Below are 18493 nucleotides of genomic sequence, written 5' to 3' on the forward strand. Positions count from 1 at the left end.
GTCCCGCAAACATTAAGGTCTGAACCCTATTCGGCCGCGGACGCTGCCTGATCGTCGGCATCCATAAGGTTCGGGTCGCCGGGTTGCGTTTCGGCCTCCAGATCCGGGAATGCAACGATGCGCTTGCCGGCAAAGTCGGTATGAACAACGACCAGACCCTGCTCCTCGAAATAACCGAGTAGACGACGCGCGCGACGGGCCGAATGCGTGCCATAGGCGCGCGCGATGCGCTGGTCGGACGGGCATTCCTCGTTGCGTAGTGCTGCCTTGGCGAGCAGCAGGAACACACCCTGCAAATCGTCGGAGACGCGAACAGAGAGCGATAGCGCCGTCTGCCATCCCTCGCTTGCGGCCGTCACTTCATCGACCCCGGCCCGCGTAATCGCCACGCGGCGGCGGAACTCGCTCATCGGCATCGGCGGGCCGGAAACGCGGCGCATGCGGGCGCGCACCAGGAATTCCTGGTAGAGCACGCTGTCTGTCCGATAGGCCGCCTGGGGGTCGCCAAGGATTTCGGAGAGCACAGCCGAGAGACGGTCTTCGCGCTCTTCGGCGGACATTTCAGCGCCGCGCATTGGCGATTCGCTCGGCGCAGGGGCCATAGACGCCGGCGTTGAACGCGACAGTTCGGCGAGGATATCCGTGGTCGGACGCGGTGCTGGCGGCGCACGGCGCACGATCGGCCGGGTGAATTCTTCCGGGTCCGGCGTGAAGATCAGGTCCTCGACATCCTGGGGCGCATCCGGCAGCGGCATCAGCATGGGCGAGGATGAGCGCGCCGAGGTTTCCACGGCACCGATGACGATTGGCAGCGGCCGGCGCGACATGGCTGGACCCAGCGCTACGAAATTGCCGCGCTGCAGGTCGCGGAACATCTCCGCCTGGCGGCGGTCCATGCCGAGCAGGTCGGCTGCACGCGCCATGTCGATATCGAGGAAGGTTCGGCCCATCAGAAAGTTGGAGGCTTCTGCCGCGACGTTCTTGGCGAGCTTGGCGAGGCGCTGCGTGGCGATGACACCGGCAAGTCCGCGCTTACGGCCACGACACATCAGGTTGGTCATGGCACCCAGCGACATCTTGCGGGCATCTTCCGAGACATCACCGCCGACGGCAGGCGCAAACATCTGCGCTTCGTCGACGACCACAAGCACCGGATACCAGAATTCGCGGTCCGCATCGAAGAGACCGTTCAGGAAGGCACCGGCGGCGCGCATCTGCTGCTCGACGTCAAGACCTTCGAGCGTCAGCACGCAGGAAACGCGGTGACGGCGGATACGGTCGGCGATGCCGGCAAGCTCCGCCTCGGTGCGCTTACCGTCGACAACGACATGGCCATACTTGTCGGAGAGCGTAACGAAGTCGCCTTCAGGATCGATGATGACCTGCTGCACCCACTGGGCAGACTGCTCGAGGAGACGGCGCAGCAGATGCGACTTGCCCGAGCCGGAATTGCCCTGCACGAGCAGACGGGTCGCGAGAAGCTCCTCGATATCGAGCTTGGCAGGCTGACCGCCCTGCACCGTTCCCATATCGATTCCGACCTTCAATGGCGGTATCCTCAATTCGTGTGTTGAACCGTAGTCCCTAACAGACTTGGGCATCCCCGTGTGGCCTACATCCGCGAAACCCACAGGGAAGTAAGGTTTTCACGCGGAGTGACCGCGACGCAGGAGCCCGGCTAGCAGCATGCTGAGTAGCAGCGGAGGCAGAAGCATGGCAAGCCCGCTGCGCAGGCCTGACAGTTCTGCGACAAAACCTATCATTGGTGGCCCGACCAGAAAGCCGAACAGCGCAATGAAGCTCAGGATCGCCACATTTTCTGCCGCCGGACGATCCCCGAGATCGGCAGAGGCCGTGACAGCGAGTGGGAAGCCGACCGACACGCCGAGACCGACGCAGCCGAGCCCCAGATAAACGATGGCCGTCACGGGTGCGACGACGACAAGCAGCATGCCTGCCAGAGAGAAAGACAGGCAGATCCGCGCCAGGACAACAGGCCCGAAGCGTTCCTTGGCTGCATCGCCAAGAAAACGCCCGACCGAGACCATCATCGCGAAGACGACATAACCCATGCCGGTCGCCATGCCTGACGTTGAAAAGACATCCTTGAGATAGACGGCCGACCAATCGGCAACGGCCCCTTCCGTCATCGTGATGCCGAAGACGAAAAGGCTGATGCCGAGGATACCAGGGCTCGGCAGCCGCCAGGATGATCGTGGCTGTGTTTCGGCGGCTGGCATCTCATGCAGCGGCAAGGCGCGGCAGACGACAAAAGCAACTGGCACCAGGAGCAGCGACAGCAATCCGATGGCTAACGCGGGCGATGTGTGAAGTGCCAAAAAGCCAGCACCAATCAGACTGCCCGTCATGATGCCGAGGCTCCAGAAGCCGTGGCAACGGTTCATGATCGACGCGCTCCCGCGCTTCTCGATAATGTCAGCCTCGACATTGAGACCGAGCTCGATGGTCGAGAGACCCATCCCGAGCAAGACCAGCAGCAGGAAGAGCGAGACGATGTCGGGCGCTGCTACCGGCAAGGGCACGAGCGCCAGGAAAACCGGAAAGCCATAGAGCAGCGTGTTGCGGCTGCCGATCCTCCCGACCAACTGCCCGGCAAACGGCAACATCAGCAGGATGCCGGTGGGTAGACCGAGAAGCGCGATCGCGAGCTCGGCCGGCCCAAGCGCCAGTCGCTCCTGCACGCCGGGGATCTGCGGCAACCAGCTGCCAAAGGCGATCGGCTGCAGGAAAAAGGCGGTCATGATGGCGAGCTTGGGGGGCATGGGAATACCGGGATGCTGCAGGGAAGAAACGGCGGAGCACGAGACATTCGGCGAGGCTTGCCGATTCGCATAGAAGACCAGTGCCCAGAGTGGTCTGCTCGCCGACAAAAAAAGATGCGGCCCGGGCAACTAAGGATGCCCAGGCCGCTCCTGATCAGGGTCGGATATCCCAAAGCGACGGGCGCCGTGGCAAAACCAGATCGTCTTCCTCTGGAAGTCCGATATCCCGCCGCATCTGCGGTGACAGATGGGTCGCGAGATTGCGGATTTGTCTCCTCCGAAAGCTCGCTCCGACCAGGGCAGCCAAGAGCCGCCATGAACCAAAGCGTTCGAGCAGTTCGTCCATCCGCTTTGCGAGCGGCATTTCAACTAAAGATTGATTTTCGTGCATGACTTGTCCGTCCCGGAACGCAGCTGCGCCCAGGTCCTTTCGGTGATGAAAAGCGACGTGGGCCGAGCGGACGGACGCGTTCAAACGCGCAGACAGCAAGTCACGTCAGGATGGTGGAAAAACGCCGGAAAAGGCAGGAAATATGACTGTTCAGACAGTCATCGGGTGGATCGAACGGTGGTGGAAACTCCCACGCACGTCGATGACACCAATCCGCCAGAGAGGCGCATACGCATGATAAAATGAAACATCTGTCGCCTCCTGTTGTTCGTGTTGCGGATGATGGGAACATGCCACGCAAAAAAGCCTCCGGCAAGATCGCAATTCGAGATTGCAAATCTTGCCGAAGACCGTTGCCGATATGCAACAAATTGTCGCAGGCGCGCTGATCGCCTCAGGCGTCGTTGGGTCTCACCGGTGAGACCAGCAGTTTGTCGATGCGCCGGCCGTCGAGGTCGATGACCTCGAAATGCCAGTCGCCCTTGGTGAAGGTCTCGCCAAGTTCCGGGATACGCTTCAACTCGTCCAGCACGAAACCGGCAATGGTGGTGTAGTCCGGATCCGGATCGATCGGCACGCGGATCACATCGATGAATTCGTCGACGGGTGTCCAGCCGGCGACGAGATAGGATCCGTCAGCGCGCTGCACCATGGCCTGTTCTTCGGTTTCGTCCTGACTGAAGGCGCCGGTAATGGCTTCCAGGATATCGCCGCTGGTGACGATCCCTTCGAAATGGCCGTATTCGTCGTAGACCAGAACCATGTGCAGCGAGGTGCGGCGGAGCGAGGCGATGATATCGGTCGCCTTGGCGAGGTCGGAGACGACGGGGACGTCGCTCACCAGTTCGGAGAGGCTGAACGGGCCGCCTTCCGCCAGACGCTCGTAGAGCTTCTTGGTCGGCAGGACGCCGGCGATCTCGTCCGAATCGCCAATGCGGACAGGGATACGCGAGTGGGGAATGTCCCTCAGCTTCTCCCGGATCTCGTCGAGCGTGTCGTCAAGGTCGAGCATCTGCACATCGCGGCGCGGTGTCATCAGGCCGCGTGCCTGACGGTCGGCAAGGCGCATCACGCCCGAGAGCATGGCCGATTCGCTGGTCTCGATGACGCCTGCGCTATGGGCCTCGGCAAGGACGGTGCGGATTTCCTCATCCGTGACCTTGCCGCCGCCTTCGCCGCTCTGTCCGAGCAGGGACAGGACGAGTTTTCCGGATCCGTTGAGCAGGAAAACCAGGGGTGCGGCGACCTTGGACAGGACCGACATTGGGATCGCGACGCGGACGGCAACACCTTCGGCATCGCGGAGCGCCACCTGCTTGGGCACGAGTTCGCCAACAATCAGCGAGAGATAGGTGATGAGAACGACGACGGTGCCGACCCCGATCGGGTCCGCGAGACCGACCGACAGGCCCTGGGCCTGCAGCCAGCCCGACAGACGGGCACCGAGCGTGGCGCCCGAGAAGGCACCGGAGAGGACGCCGACGAGGGTGATGCCGATCTGGACGGTGGACAGGAAGCGACCGGGATCTCCGGCCAGTCTGAGCGCAGTTTCTGCTCCTCGGCTGCCCTGCTCAGCAAGCACCTTCAGGCGCGCCGGTCGGGCAGAGACGACTGCAAGCTCGGACATGGCGAGTACGCCGTTGAGCACGGTCAGGAAAAGAACAATCGCAATTTCGGTAAACAACTAAGGGGACAAGGCTCCTCTACACCGGCTGAACGTCCGGCAGCCCCGCATAGGTAGCACGACGGCCCGCGACCAAAAAGGTCGTTAGCCGAAAAAGGGCGTAGAGACGGGTTTCACGGACAGGCCCATGCCCTGCATCAGCCGGCGCGTGGAGAAATCCTGGCTGCCGGAGGTGAACACCGCAAAGTCGAAATCCTCCGGATGTTCTGCACCCTCGACGAGCGGCACCAGCCGACGCGCCTGTCGTGCAATCGCTTCCGCAGGGTCGAGCCAGTCAACCGGCCAGGGCGCGAGCCGGCGAAAGACATTGGCGAGGAACGGGTAATGCGTGCAGGCGAGCACGACGATATCGGTGCGAACCCCGTCCTTGTCGACGAAACAGGGGGCGATCTCGGCAAGCACGGCCTGATCATCAAGCGTCTCACCCCGGATATAGGCCTCGGCCATGCGGGCCAGGTTCTCCGAGCCGACGAGGCGGACATGGCATTGCGAGGCAAAGGACTGGATGAGATCGCGCGTATAGGCACGCTTCACGGTCCCAGGCGTCGCCAGCACAGAGACGAGCCCGGAGCGCGTGCGCTCTGCCGCCGGCTTAATGGCTGGCACCGTGCCGATGAAGCGCATCTCCGGAAAGTGCTGGCGAAGATCCGCACCCGCAAGCGTGAAGGCGGTATTGCAGGCGACGATGACTGCCTCGGGATTGTACCGCGCGAACAGATCCTCGAACAGGCGGACGATCCGCGCCTTCAAGGGCTCCTCTTCCCAACCGCCATAGGGAAAACCGGCATCATCGGCCACATAGATAAAGCCGCGCTCCGGCATCAAGAGGCGCGCCTCGCGCAGGACGGTGAGGCCGCCGATGCCCGAATCGAAAACCAGGATCGGCTTCAAGCCGTCCGTGTCGCTGTTACTTGCCGGAACCTTCGTCATCAGATCCATCTTCCGCCACCACAGCCTTTACCGACGCATTGATCTGGCCTGGCCGCGAAAATCGGTCGAGCGAGTTGATCACGCCGCGCACCACATGGATCTCGGGTGTCGTGAAGGCCCGCCTTGTGAACACAGCACGCAGATTGTCGATCATTCTCGGCTTTTTGCTGGCGGGATGGAAATAACCCCGGACCTCAAGCGCCTGTTCCAGATGCTCGAACATGCCGATCACCTCTTCCTTCGTCGCCTGTGGCTGCTCCGGCGCATCGAACGGCACGGAATGCAGATCCTCGATGTCGGACTTCATCCATTCATAGGACATGAGAAGCACGGCCTGGGCGATGTTGAGCGAGGCGAAGGCCGGATTGACCGGGAAGGTGACGATTTCATCGGCCAGCGCCACGTCTTCGGTGGAGAGGCCCGATTTCTCGCGTCCGAATAGGATCCCCGTCTTCTCGCCCGAGCGAAACTTCTGGCGAAGTGTCTCGGCGGCGGTTACCGGCGAGCGCACGGGCTTGAAGCCATCCCGGAAGCGGGCTGTCGTCGCATAGACGAAGTTGAGATCGGCGATGGCCTCTTCGAGCGTATCGAAGACCACCGTGCCGTCGATCACGTGATCAGCCTTGGCAGCAGCAGAGCGCGCCTTTTCGGACGGCCAACCGTCACGCGGATTGACGAGACGCAGCTCAGCCAGGCCGAAATTGGCCATGGCGCGCGCCACCATGCCGATGTTTTCGCCGAGTTGCGGCTCAACCAGAATGATTGCCGGCCCTTCGGCCAGCATGATGCGCTCGCTGTTCGTCCCTGCCATGATCTGCCCTTGTATGAGTGTGGGCCACCCATTGGCATAAAATCGTCAGGCCGCAAAGGGGTTGCGCCGGCAAGGCAGCCGCTGAAACGGCGTTGCGCCCCGTGAGTTTCGTGCACAGAAACGGCGCGTCAGAGCTCAGAGCCCGCCTTGCGCCTTCAAGTCCTGCTTGATCGAGGAGCCATTCTGTCCATCGACCACGGGGTAGAAATCGTCGATCACCGTCCGACCATCCTCTTCAACGACCTCGAAGATCAGGACCGTTTCGACCTCGTAGTCAGGGCCTTCGCCCATGCAACGGCGATTGTTGAAAAACGCAGTCACCTGCCCCTCTCCATCATCCTCGAGATGGATATTCTCGAAGGGGCAACCATCCTGCCCCTGGGCAATCGGGTCGTAGTCGAAGGGATAGCCGGTCGTCTCGCCCTCCGGCGGGTCGAAGGGCGGATTTTTCGATGCAGCCTCGAAAGCTTCAACGAAATCCTCGCTGAACAGTCGGTCCAGCCGGTCCACGCTGAAGACGTCTTCGGCCGGCTCGTCGATCGTGTTGTCCCAGCTGCGGGCCGCCGCCTCGATGATTTCCCGGACCGGAGCCTTCATCTCGGCTGTCGCGGCACTCGGCGCGACCGATACGAAAAACAGGCCAAGGACGAAGGCTGCAGACAGGGGCTTCATGGGAGACTCCGATGGATCTGATCGATACTTTGCTTTTAGCCGCAAATCGGGCGTCTCCCGCAACCAAGTTTGGGGCAAAACGCACGTCGAAAGTCTGAACCTAGAATTTACCGGAAGACACCCTCTCCTGTTTGCCTTGTAACGAGAGAATGTTATAGGCAGGCCATCGGCAGAGCGCCCTCCCCGCGCCTGCGCGTCAGGCAAAAACTCGTGAGGATATTCATGACCAAGATCAAGGTAGCCAACCCGGTGGTCGATCTCGACGGCGACGAGATGACCCGCATCATCTGGCAGTTCATCAAGGACAAGCTGATCCTGCCCTACCTGGATCTCGACATCGAATACTACGACCTCTCGGTCGAAAACCGCGACGCCACCAATGACCAGGTGACCATCGACGCCGCTCACGCCATCAAGAAGCACGGCGTCGGCATCAAGTGCGCGACGATCACCCCGGACGAACAGCGCGTAAAGGAATTCAACCTCAAGGAAATGTGGAAGAGCCCGAACGGCACGATCCGCAACATCCTCGGCGGCGTTATCTTCCGCGAGCCTATCATCTGCAAGAACGTGCCGCGTCTCGTTCCCGGCTGGACCAAGCCGATCGTTGTCGGCCGTCACGCTTTCGGCGACCAGTACAAGGCGACCGACTTCAAGTTCCCCGGCAAGGGCAAGCTGACGATCAAGTTCGTCGGTGAAGATGGCGAAGTCATCGAAAAGGAAGTCTACAACGCACCGGGCGCAGGCGTCGCCATGGCGATGTACAACCTCGACGAATCGATCCGCGAATTCGCCCGCGCCTCGATGATGTACGGCCTGATGCGCAAGTGGCCGGTCTACCTGTCGACCAAGAACACCATCCTCAAGGCCTATGACGGCCGCTTCAAGGATATCTTCGAAGAAGTCTACCAGACCGAGTTCAAGGCAAAGTTCGACGAAGCCGGCATCGTCTACGAACACCGCCTGATCGACGACATGGTCGCTTCTGCACTGAAGTGGTCCGGCGGCTACGTCTGGGCCTGCAAGAACTACGATGGCGACGTTCAGTCGGATACGGTTGCTCAGGGCTTCGGCTCGCTCGGCCTGATGACCTCGGTTCTCTTGTCCCCCGATGGCCGCACCGTCGAAGCCGAAGCCGCCCACGGCACGGTTACGCGTCACTACCGCCAGCACCAGAAGGGTCAGGAAACCTCGACCAACTCGATCGCATCGATCTTCGCCTGGACCCGTGGCCTCGCCCACCGCGCCAAGCTGGACGACAACGCCGATCTGGCTAACTTCGCAACGACGCTGGAAAAGGTCTGCATCGACACAGTTGAGGCAGGCTACATGACCAAGGACCTGGCGCTGCTCATCGGTCCGGATCAGCCGTGGCTCTCGACCACGGCCTTCCTCGACAAGGTCGATGAAAACCTGAAGAAGGCAATGGCCGCCTGATCGGCAGCCAGAGCTTGAGAATTCAGAACCCGGTCACGGCAACGTGGCCGGGTTTTCTGTATCGGGAAGTGCGTCGCCGGCATCCACCTCGGCAAAGCGCTTGCGGATCTCCGCCCCCAGACGGCGTCCGGAGATGTGATAGCCGGAGAGCGGCAGATCGTAGCTGTCGAGACGATCCGGATCGTCTTCATCGAGATAGTCGATATCGATCACCCAGCGACCGGCCACGCGGCGCTGTGAAAGCTCGACGATCGAGGCCCAGGCAATCCGGCGCTCGGTTCTGAGATCAATCAGTTCCTCATTGTTGAGCTCGACCACGGGCCGCATCGCCGCAACCAGGCCCTGCCAGCCTCGGCGAAACCCCAAGATGCCGATCGCGAACAGCACCAGATAGACAAAGGTCATCAGGCTCGCCCAGCCGCCGCCGAGGAGGCTCGCCAGGAGCCCGCCGAATGCAACGGACAGAATGACCGCACCGCCTGCAGCCCAGAGCACTGCGAGGCCACGGCGCGGATAAATCATCAGGGTGGGATAACTCGTCTCGGTCTTCATCATCTATCCATAGGAAGAATTCTGCCCCTCGAAAAGCCGGCAGATCGCACTCAGCGACAGTATCCCTTTGGCCATGTTGTCAAATGCGCGGACTCAGAGTCCAATGGCTGAAGAGACGCGGCAGAGGGGCGACCGCGTTCACCACCCGGCAATCGCGATCAACATGGCAGATGTCATCCTTCCCAAAACGATCAGCGTCTTCCGCGAAGGCTATAGTCTTGCGCGACTGAAGGCCGACACGCTTGCGGGACTGACCGTGGCAATTGTTGCCCTTCCCCTTTCGATGGCAATCGCCATTGCCTCGGGCGTGACGCCGGACCGCGGGCTCTATACGGCGATCATCGGCGGCTTCATCGTCTCTCTGCTCGGCGGCAGCCGCCACCAGATCGGTGGCCCGGCCGGTGCCTTCATCGTGCTCGTCAGCATGACGGTCACGACCCACGGCATCGAGGGACTGTTGCTGGCAACCGCGATGGCCGGCGTGATGCTGATCGCCTGCGGGCTCTTGAGGCTCGGCGACTATATCAAGTTCATCCCCTATCCCGTCACGGTCGGCTTTACCGCCGGTATTGCGGTGATCATCTTCGCAAGCCAGATCGGCGAACTGCTTGGGCTGACCTTCACCGAGGGAGAGCCCGGCCCGCTTGCCGAGAAACTAGGCGCCATCGCCAATGCCCTGCCGAGCGTGTCACCGGCGGCAGCCGGGCTCGCCGGCCTCACTATCGCGATCATCCTTGTGCTGCGCCGCTACCGGCCTTCCTGGCCGGGACTGCTGATCGCCGTTATCACCGCCTCGGCGATTGCCGCGGCTCTTCAACTGCCGGTCGCGACCATCGGCTCCAAGTTTGGCGGCATACCCTCGGGCCTGCCTCTGCCAGCACTGCCGAACGTCACGCCGGAACTGGCCATTGCCGTCCTGCCGGACGCCATCGCCTTTGCGCTGCTCGGCGCGATCGAATCATTGCTCTCGGCCGTGGTGGCCGACGGCATGACCGGGCGCAGGCATCGCTCCAACACCGAACTCGTGGCGCAGGGAACAGCCAACATTGCCTCGGCCCTGTTCGGCGGCATCTGCGTTACCGGCACGATCGCGCGCACCGCGACCAATGTCCGCGCCGGGGCGACAAGCCCTGTCTCCGGCATGCTGCATTCAGCCTTCCTGCTCGGCTTCATGCTGGTTGCCGCCCCTCTCGCGGCCTTCATACCGCTCGCGGCCCTAGCAGGCGTGCTCGCGGTCGTCTCCTGGAACATGGTGGAGAAGTCGGCGATCGCAGCCCTCGTTCGCTCATCGCGCGGTGAAGCGCTAATTCTCGGCGTGACCTTCCTGCTGGTGGTTTTCCGCGACCTGACGGAAGGCATCGTGGTCGGCTTCTCGCTCGCAGCACTGCAATTCATCCATCACATGTCGAAGAGCATAAGGGTGACGGCAGAAGGGCCGGAAAAGCCGCTGGATGCGACGGATGCCGATACCGTGACCTACCGGCTGGACGGGGCCTTCTTCTTCGGCGCCGTGGCTGCTGCGGGCGCCGTGCTCGACCGCATCGGCGACGATCACCGCAATCTCGTGCTCGATTGCACCGGCATTCAGTTCGTCGACACCTCGGGAGTAAATCTGCTCACCAGCGTCATCCGCAAAGCCGTCCGGCAGGGAGTGGAGGTCTACCTCGTCACGGATCGACCGGAACTGAAAACAATGCTCCAGCACCACGAAGCACCCGAGCACGGTTTGACCTTCGTCCGCACCATGGGCGAAGCGCGAGAGGCGCTCGCTCGACGCGAGGCAGCCCACAATCCCTGACGCTTTTTAGGCGGCAGAACGCGGTGCTGCTGTCACCGACTCGCCGATCGATGACACGGGTGGCTCGAGCCGCTCGCTTGGATCTTGATCCGCCGTCGCCCAGGTGAGGCAATTGCGCCCTGCCTTTTTCGAGCTGTAGAGCGCCTTGTCAGCACTGGCGAGAGCACGCGAGAAATCAAGCGGGCCCGAAGCAAGAGACACCGCTCCGATGCTGACCGTAATGCCCGGCAACGAGGCTAGATCATCTGTCGCGATCGTACTCACCCCGCGTCGCAGGTCCTCCAGCAGCTGCGGATGCCGCATAGCTATATAGGCAGGTAGGTAAATACCGAATTCCTCGCCTCCGAGCCGTCCGACGATAACACCGTCGGGCAACTCACGGGACAGGAACCGGCCAAGCTGCATGAGGACAAGATCACCGCCCGCATGTCCGTAGTTATCGTTGATCGATTTGAAGTGATCGGCATCGACGACCGCAAGCACAGCACCCGGACCGGATCCGCCGAAACCGGCACGCGCCTTGGCGACAGCCTCCATGAAGGCCCGCCTGTTGGACAGCGATGTCAAAACATCCGTCTCGGAATCCCGCTTGTAGCGGCGCGTCGCCCGCTCATGCACCATGGCGAAGACTGCGAGAGCCCCGACAAGTCCCTGCACGAAGAAACCAAAAGTCATGGTGCCAAACCAGAGCGGTGCATGACCAGCAACAAGGTGCACCGGCTCGATCAGCTGCAGCGGAAACCGGAGGACATAGGCCGCACCATGGGTGCCGAACGCCACGATAACAATGAGGCGGGCCGGCAGAGGTTCGCGCCTTTGCCCGGACAAGAGAATGGGAATGCAGAGAAAGGAGTAACCAGCATAGAGGATCGATGCCACCAGGATGCGGGTGCCGAGATCCCCTGAAAAGGATGGGAACGCGAAAAGGCAAAGCCAGAGCACGGCGCCCGCCGCCGCGATGATACCGCTGCCCTTGCGCGTTTCGCCTTCAAACGCGAGACAACCCAACCAGATCAGGCCGATGCTGTAGATGCTCAAGCCATTGCCCAGGCCGAGCGCGACGATGGGCGGCGCTATTTCCCGCAGGCTGACCAGCACCATTCCGACAGCGCCGGCGGAGAAGCCGAGTGACCAGAACCCGAGCGCCCGATTGTCGCGCTCATGCGCCCAGAGAAGGGTGAGAAAGCCGGATACGATGATCAGCGTTGCCGCAAGGCACACAGTGAGCGTGGGAATGTGAAAGACTGCAGCCAAGTCGACAACCTCGATGATGCAAAAGCCATAGTTCGCAAGGTTGAAGAATCCGCAAAAACTATCGGTAAATCTCGATAATCGACAATAAAAAAGGCCGGGCATTGCCCGGCCTCAATCCGATAAAACCGAAAAAGATCAGCCGAGTACGGCCTCGACAGCCGCAATCGCAGCCTCGGCCTGAGCTCCATCGGGACCACCGGCCTGGGCCATGTCGGGACGTCCACCGCCACCCTTGCCGCCGAGGGCGGTAGACGCGACGCGGACGAGATCGACAGCGCTGTGGCGGGCAGCCAGATCCGGCGTGACGGAGACGACAGCACTTGCCTTGCCGTCTTCGGCAACAGCGATCAACACGACGACGGCCGTTTCCAGACCGGCCTTTGCCTCGTCCGCCATGCCCTTCAAGTCCTTGGCGTCGATGCCGGCCAGCACACGACCGATGAAGTTGATGCCGTTCACCTGCTTCGGTGCTTCGGCACCACCACTCGCACCACCGCCCATGGCGAGCTTGCGCTTGGCTTCCGCCAGTTCCTTTTCGAGCTTGCGGCGCTCGTCCACCAGCGCCTCGACGCGGGCGACGACATCCGTCGGCTGTACCTTGAGCGTCGCAGCCAGCGTCTTCACGCGCTCGTCCTGTTCGGCGAGATAGGCGCGAGCCGCTTCCCCGGTCAGGGCTTCGAGACGGCGGACACCGGCACCGACGGCACTTTCGCCGACCAGGCGCACGAGACCAATGTCACCGGTCGCCGACACATGCGTGCCGCCACACAGTTCGATCGAATAGGCCTTGCCGGCCTTCTCGCCGCGAACCGCAGTGCCCATCGATACGACACGAACTTCGTCACCATATTTTTCGCCGAAGAGCGCCATGGCGCCTTCCGCGATCGCATCGTCCACGGCCATCAGGCGGGTCGTGACCGGCACATTCTGGATGATGATCTCGTTTGCCATCTCCTCGACGATCTTCAGTTCCTCGGCCGAGATCGGCTTCGGATGCGAGATATCGAAGCGCAGACGCTCGGGCGCCACGAGCGAACCCTTCTGAGCGACATGGGTGCCAAGCACGTCACGCAGCGCCTCATGGAGAAGGTGCGTGGCGGAATGGTTGGACCGCAGGCGCGAGCGACGGGCGTGGTCGACATTGAGCGTGACCGCACCACCAGCCGTCACGATGCCGTTCTTCACGGTCGCGACGTGGACGAAGACGCCCTCGCCCTTTTTCTGGGTATCGCTCACGGCCAGCGAATAGCCTTCGCCGACGATCTCACCGGTGTCGCCCATCTGGCCACCGGATTCGCCGTAGAACGGCGTCTGGTTGACGACGATCTGAACCTCTTCACCAGCGCTCGCCTTTTCGACAACCTTGCCGTCCTTGACGATGGCCAGCACCTGGCCTTCGGCAGTTTCAGAGCTGTAACCGAGGAATTCAGTCGCGCCGAACTTTTCCTTGAGCTCGAACCAGACGGTTTCCTGGGCCTTGTCGCCGGAGCCGGCCCAATTGGCGCGGGCCTCGGCCTTCTGGCGCTGCATGGCATCGTTGAAGCCGGTCAGATCGACGCCGATTTCGCGACCGCGCAGCGCGTCCTGCGTCAGGTCGAGCGGGAAGCCATAGGTGTCGTAGAGCTTGAACGCGGTTTCGCCGTCGAGGCTGTCGCCCTTGTCGAGCGTCGCGGTCGCGTCGGAGAGCAGCGTCAGACCGCGCTCCAGCGTCTTGCGGAAACGGGTTTCTTCGAGCTTCAGGGTCTCAGAGATCAGGGACTCGGCACGGCCCAGTTCCGGATAGGCGCGACCCATCTGCTGCACCAGGACCGGCAGCAGCTTGTAGATGATCGGATCCTTGGCCCCCAGAAGCTGCGCATGGCGCATGGCGCGGCGCATGATGCGGCGAAGCACGTAGCCGCGGCCTTCGTTCGACGGCAGAACGCCATCGGCAATCAGGAAGGCCGACGAGCGCAGGTGGTCGGCGATGACGCGGTGGCTGGCGCGGCGCTCGCCCTCGGCCTTGACGCCAGTGAGATCAACGGAAGCATCAATCAGGGCGCGGAAGAGGTCGATGTCATAATTGTCATGCTTGCCCTGCAACAGGGCAGCAACGCGCTCCAGTCCCATGCCGGTGTCAATCGACGGACGCGGCAGGTTGATGCGCTCTTCCTTCGTCACCTGCTCATACTGCATGAAGACGAGGTTCCAGATCTCGATGAAACGGTCACCGTCTTCTTCCGGCGAGCCCGGAGGGCCACCCCAGATATGATCGCCGTGATCGTAGAAGATTTCCGAGCAGGGACCGCAAGGACCGGTGTCACCCATGGCCCAGAAATTGTCGTTGGTCGCGATGCGGATGATCTTGTCGTCGGAGAGCCCGGCGATCTTCTTCCACAGGGCATGGGCCTCGTCATCGGTGTGATAGACGGTGACCAGCAGGCGGTTGCGGTCGATGCCGAATTCCTTGGTGATCAGGTTCCAGGCAAGCTCGATCGCGCGCTCCTTGAAATAGTCGCCAAAGGAGAAATTGCCGAGCATTTCGAAGAAGGTGTGGTGGCGGGCGGTATAGCCGACATTGTCCAGGTCATTGTGCTTGCCGCCGGCGCGCACGCATTTCTGCGCGGTCGCAGCGGTCGAATACGGACGCTGTTCGAGACCCGTAAAGACGTTCTTGAACTGTACCATGCCGGCATTGGTGAACATCAGTGTGGGGTCATTGCGCGGCACCAGCGGGCTGGAGGAAACAACCTCGTGACCGTTCGTCTTGAAGTAATCGAGAAAAGTCGACCGGATGTCGTTTACACCGCTCATGTCACGCCCTTCATTCAGGCCGGGAAGCCGGCCAATTTGCAAAATCAATGGCTTTTATCGCCCGGCTTCTTCCCTGTCCAGCAGCCGCAACGAAAACGGCCGCGTCTCCAGGGAAACGCGGCCGTCAAAACTTTCAGATAACAGCGAAACGCCTTACGCGTCGTCGGCACCATCACCGTCATTGGCATCCGGCCCGCCATTCTGCAGGAACTTCTCCGCAATCAGGCCGGCATTCTGGCGCAACGCCATCTCGATTTCCTGGGCCACGGGCGGATTGTCGCGCAGGAAGAGCTTGGCGTTTTCACGACCCTGGCCGAGACGCTGGCTGTTGTAGGAGAACCAGGCACCCGACTTCTCGACGATGCCGGCCTTGACGCCGAGGTCGACGAGTTCGCCGGTCTTCGACACGCCTTCGCCATACATGATGTCGAATTCGACCTGCTTGAAGGGGGGTGCCATCTTGTTCTTGACGACCTTGACGCGGGTCTGGTTGCCGACAACCTCTTCGCGATCCTTGACCGCGCCGATACGGCGGATGTCGAGGCGAACCGAGGCGTAGAACTTCAGCGCGTTACCGCCGGTCGTCGTTTCCGGCGAACCGAACATGACGCCGATCTTCATGCGGATCTGGTTGATGAAGATCACCATGGTCTTCGAGCGCGAGATCGACGCGGTCAGCTTGCGCAGCGCCTGGCTCATCAGACGGGCCTGCATGCCCGGCAGGCTGTCACCCATTTCGCCTTCGATTTCGGCACGCGGGGTCAGCGCTGCAACCGAGTCGACGACGAGAACGTCGATCGCGCCGGAGCGCACCAGCGTGTCGGTGATTTCAAGCGCCTGTTCGCCGGTATCCGGCTGCGAGATCAGGAGATTCTGCAGGTCAACGCCGAGCTTGCGGGCATAGATCGGATCAAGCGCGTGTTCAGCGTCGACGAAGGCGCAGATGCCGCCCTTCTTCTGGGCCTCTGCAATCGTCTGCAGCGCAAGCGTCGTCTTACCCGAGCTTTCCGGCCCGTAAATTTCAATGATGCGCCCCTTCGGCAGACCGCCGATGCCGAGCGCGATATCGAGGCTGAGCGACCCCGTCGAGACCGTCTCGACTTCGACCACGCTCTCGTTCGCGCCGAGCTTCATGATCGAGCCCTTGCCGAACGACCGTTCGATCTGCGAGAGCGCCGCTTCCAATGCCTTGCTTTTATCCACCGATTTGTCCTCTACAAGCCGCAAAGAATTCTGTGCCATTTGATCCACCTTTAGGTTATTGAGGCCGCATAGGCAATGAAGCCGCCGATGGGGACTATGTACACTTTTTGTTCTCATTTTGCAAGAGCATACGAAGTAGTTGATTTAAAACTATTTTCGCGGGAGTGTTCCAAACATGTTCCACCATATCAGCGGTTGGCGATATGAGAACTGTGCGACCCGCATGCGGAAGCCTTGGGAACCACTTCGATTCGGTATTTGCGGGCTCCGGAGAGCGATAGATGACCGTTGAAATCCTCGCCATTGGTGGCGCGCATATCGACCGCCGGGCACGCATATTCGGCGATACGAAGCCGGGCGCCAGCAATCCCGGGCAATGGTTCGAGGAAGCCGGCGGTGGCGTCTTCAATGCAGCCCGCAATCTCTCAAGGCTCGGTCGGGCCGTTCGCCTGATCGCACCCCGGGGTGGCGATGCGGCCGGCCAGATGGTGGCGGAAGCAGCCGAGCGCGCTGGCCTCGACGATCAACCGGTGATGTTCCTCGATCGCGCCACGCCGAGCTATACGGCGATCCTGGAGCGCGACGGCAACCTGGTGATCGCGCTTGCCGATATGGCGCTTTATGATGCCTTCACGGCCCCCCGCCTGAAGGCGCGGTCTCTCCGCGACAGCTTGGCAAGCACAAGCCACGTGCTGACCGACGCAAACCTCCCCGCGGATACGCTGACCGCCCTCGCAAAAGCCTGCGACATTCATGGCAAGGGTCTTTCCGCGATCGCCATCTCGCCAGCTAAGGTGGTCAAGTTCAAAGGCGCCCTGCCCCATATCAGCCACCTCTTCATGAATGGCGCGGAGGCCGAGGCCATTGCCGGATCACGGCCGGAAAGAGCCGAGGACTGGCCGGGCCTGCTGCGTGCCCAAGGCCTTGCCGGTGGCACGGTGACCAGCGGCAGCGGCCCGACGGTCGCATTCGGTCCCGAGGGCATCGCGCTCATCGAACCCGTGCCGCTTGACGAGATCGCCGATGTAACCGGCGCCGGCGACGCGTTCGCGGCAGGCTTTCTGCATGCGAGGCTGAAGCGCGCCGACTTGACCGAGGCATTGCGCCACGGCACCGCGTCTGCGGCCATCACCCTCGCCTCATCCCACGCAACCGACGAAAATCTCTCCGAGGAACGGCTCAAGCGCCAGTTGGCTCTTGTCCCGCCTGCCCGTTTCCTGGCATGAGAACCTGAATTTCTAGCGGAAGACCCCCATGACCCGTTCCATCTCCCCCCTCCTTCCCATCACCTATTCGAGCGAAGTCAGCGCAGCCAAGCAGCGCGGCGCCCCGATCGTGGCACTCGAATCCACCATCATCACCCATGGCATGCCCTATCCCGGCAACCTGCAGATGGCCCGCAGCGTCGAGGACATCGTGCGCCAGCAGGGCGCCGTGCCCGCGACCATCGCCGTCATCAAGGGCGTGCTGCATATCGGCCTCGAGCCGGCTGAACTCGAAGCGCTGGCGCAGATGGAGCACGTGATGAAGCTCTCGCGCGCCGATCTTGCGTTTGCGATCGCCGAGCGCCGCAACGGCGCAACCACGGTTGCCGCTACCATGATTGCCGCCTACCGCGCCGGCATCCATGTCTTTGCGACCGGCGGCATTGGCGGCGTGCATCGCGGCGCCGAGGAAAGCTTCGACATCTCGGCTGACCTCGAAGAACTGGCCCGAACCGCCGTCATCGTCGTATCGGCTGGCCCGAAGGCCATCCTCGATATTCCGAAGACGCTGGAAGTGCTGGAAACCCGCGGTGTGCCTGTCGTCACCTATGACAGCGAAGACTTCCCCGCCTTCTGGTCGCGCAGCTCCGGCCTCAAGAGCGTGCTTAACCTGCAGAGCCCGGCGGCCATCGCCAATTTCCAGAAGATGCGCGACCAGCTCGGCATCGATGGCGGCATGCTGATCGCCAACCCGGTGCCGGAAGCTGACGAAATCCCGCGCGAAGAGATGGAAATCTATATCAGCCGGGCCCTTGCCAACGCCGAACGCGACGAGATTGCCGGCAAGCAGGTCACCCCCTATCTGCTCGACAACATCTTCCACCTGACCGGTGGCCGCTCGCTGAAGACCAATATCGCGCTGGTCGAGAACAATGCGCGTCTGGCCGCCGAAATCGCCGTCGCCATGAACGGCTGATAGC

At 61.9% G+C, this 18493-nt stretch carries 15 protein-coding genes; 4 read left to right on the plus strand and 11 right to left on the minus strand.

Annotated features, from left to right (window positions below; all coding sequences use genetic code 11):
- Positions 1-26: 26 nt before the first annotated feature.
- The 7 genes from C0V73_RS12205 to C0V73_RS12235 all read right to left on the minus strand — a co-directional run bounded on the left by C0V73_RS12205 (position 27) and on the right by C0V73_RS12235 (position 7271).
- Positions 27-1547, minus strand: a complete 1521-nt coding sequence (locus C0V73_RS12205; protein WP_172450142.1) for an ATP-binding protein — start codon at positions 1545-1547, stop codon at positions 27-29.
- Positions 1548-1646: 99 nt separating this feature from the next.
- On the minus strand, positions 1647-2783 hold the full coding sequence (locus C0V73_RS12210; protein WP_102020235.1) for an MFS transporter: 1137 nt from the start codon (positions 2781-2783) through the stop codon (positions 1647-1649).
- Positions 2784-2937: 154 nt separating this feature from the next.
- On the minus strand, positions 2938-3174 hold the full coding sequence (locus C0V73_RS12215) for a DUF1127 domain-containing protein (RefSeq protein WP_102020236.1): 237 nt from the start codon (positions 3172-3174) through the stop codon (positions 2938-2940).
- 394 nt (positions 3175-3568) lie between these two features.
- Entirely contained in the window at positions 3569-4858 is a 1290-nt protein-coding gene (locus C0V73_RS12220; RefSeq protein ID WP_102020237.1) for a hemolysin family protein, read from the minus strand.
- Between the two features lie 84 nt (positions 4859-4942).
- The gene (gene murI, locus C0V73_RS12225) at positions 4943-5788 is read right to left on the minus strand and encodes a glutamate racemase (RefSeq protein WP_102020379.1); all 846 of its coding nucleotides are present in this window, start codon (positions 5786-5788) and stop codon (positions 4943-4945) included.
- Entirely contained in the window at positions 5766-6599 is an 834-nt protein-coding gene (locus C0V73_RS12230; RefSeq protein ID WP_102020238.1) for an RNA methyltransferase, read from the minus strand. Before C0V73_RS12230 ends, murI begins: the two co-directional genes overlap by 23 nt.
- A 135-nt stretch (positions 6600-6734) precedes the next feature.
- Entirely contained in the window at positions 6735-7271 is a 537-nt protein-coding gene (locus tag C0V73_RS12235; protein WP_102020239.1) for a hypothetical protein, read from the minus strand.
- 222 nt (positions 7272-7493) lie between these two features.
- Here C0V73_RS12235 and C0V73_RS12240 point away from each other — a divergent pair, with 222 nt between their 5' ends.
- A complete protein-coding gene (locus tag C0V73_RS12240; protein ID WP_102020240.1) occupies positions 7494-8708 on the plus strand; it encodes an NADP-dependent isocitrate dehydrogenase in 1215 nt (404 codons plus the stop codon).
- A gap of 33 nt (positions 8709-8741) precedes the next feature.
- On the opposite strand, the gene C0V73_RS12245 is transcribed toward C0V73_RS12240, so the two are convergent.
- Complete coding sequence (locus C0V73_RS12245) at positions 8742-9260, minus strand: hypothetical protein (RefSeq protein ID WP_102020241.1); 519 nt, start codon at positions 9258-9260, stop codon at positions 8742-8744.
- 163 nt (positions 9261-9423) lie between these two features.
- Between C0V73_RS12245 and C0V73_RS12250 the strand changes: the two genes are divergently transcribed.
- Positions 9424-11058, plus strand: coding sequence for a SulP family inorganic anion transporter (locus tag C0V73_RS12250; protein ID WP_102020380.1), 1635 nt, complete (start codon positions 9424-9426; stop codon positions 11056-11058).
- A 6-nt stretch (positions 11059-11064) separates the two neighbouring features.
- Here the strand turns inward: C0V73_RS12250 and C0V73_RS12255 are convergent, their stop codons facing one another.
- The 3 genes from C0V73_RS12255 to recA all read right to left on the minus strand — a co-directional run bounded on the left by C0V73_RS12255 (position 11065) and on the right by recA (position 16347).
- Positions 11065-12312 (minus strand): GGDEF domain-containing protein, encoded by a 1248-nt coding sequence (locus C0V73_RS12255; RefSeq protein WP_245407949.1) that lies wholly within the window; start codon positions 12310-12312, stop codon positions 11065-11067.
- A 135-nt stretch (positions 12313-12447) separates the two neighbouring features.
- Positions 12448-15105 carry an alanine--tRNA ligase gene (alaS, locus tag C0V73_RS12260; protein ID WP_102020242.1) on the minus strand — a complete coding sequence of 886 codons (2658 nt, stop codon included), beginning with the start codon at positions 15103-15105 and terminating at the stop codon, positions 12448-12450.
- Between the two features lie 153 nt (positions 15106-15258).
- Positions 15259-16347: a recombinase RecA gene (gene recA / locus C0V73_RS12265; RefSeq protein ID WP_102020243.1), complete on the minus strand. Its 1089-nt coding sequence runs from the start codon at positions 16345-16347 to the stop codon at positions 15259-15261.
- A gap of 242 nt (positions 16348-16589) precedes the next feature.
- On the opposite strand from recA, the gene C0V73_RS12270 reads away from it, so the two are divergent.
- Together C0V73_RS12270 and C0V73_RS12275 are read left to right on the plus strand one after the other, a co-directional pair.
- Positions 16590-17534 carry a carbohydrate kinase family protein gene (locus tag C0V73_RS12270; protein WP_102020244.1) on the plus strand — a complete coding sequence of 315 codons (945 nt, stop codon included), beginning with the start codon at positions 16590-16592 and terminating at the stop codon, positions 17532-17534.
- Positions 17535-17562: 28 nt separating this feature from the next.
- Positions 17563-18489 carry a pseudouridine-5'-phosphate glycosidase gene (locus C0V73_RS12275; RefSeq protein ID WP_102020245.1) on the plus strand — a complete coding sequence of 309 codons (927 nt, stop codon included), beginning with the start codon at positions 17563-17565 and terminating at the stop codon, positions 18487-18489.
- Positions 18490-18493: the final 4 nt, after the last annotated feature.

The organism is Rhizobium sp. TH135 (assembly GCF_002855515.1).
GTDB lineage: Bacteria > Pseudomonadota > Alphaproteobacteria > Rhizobiales > Rhizobiaceae > Allorhizobium.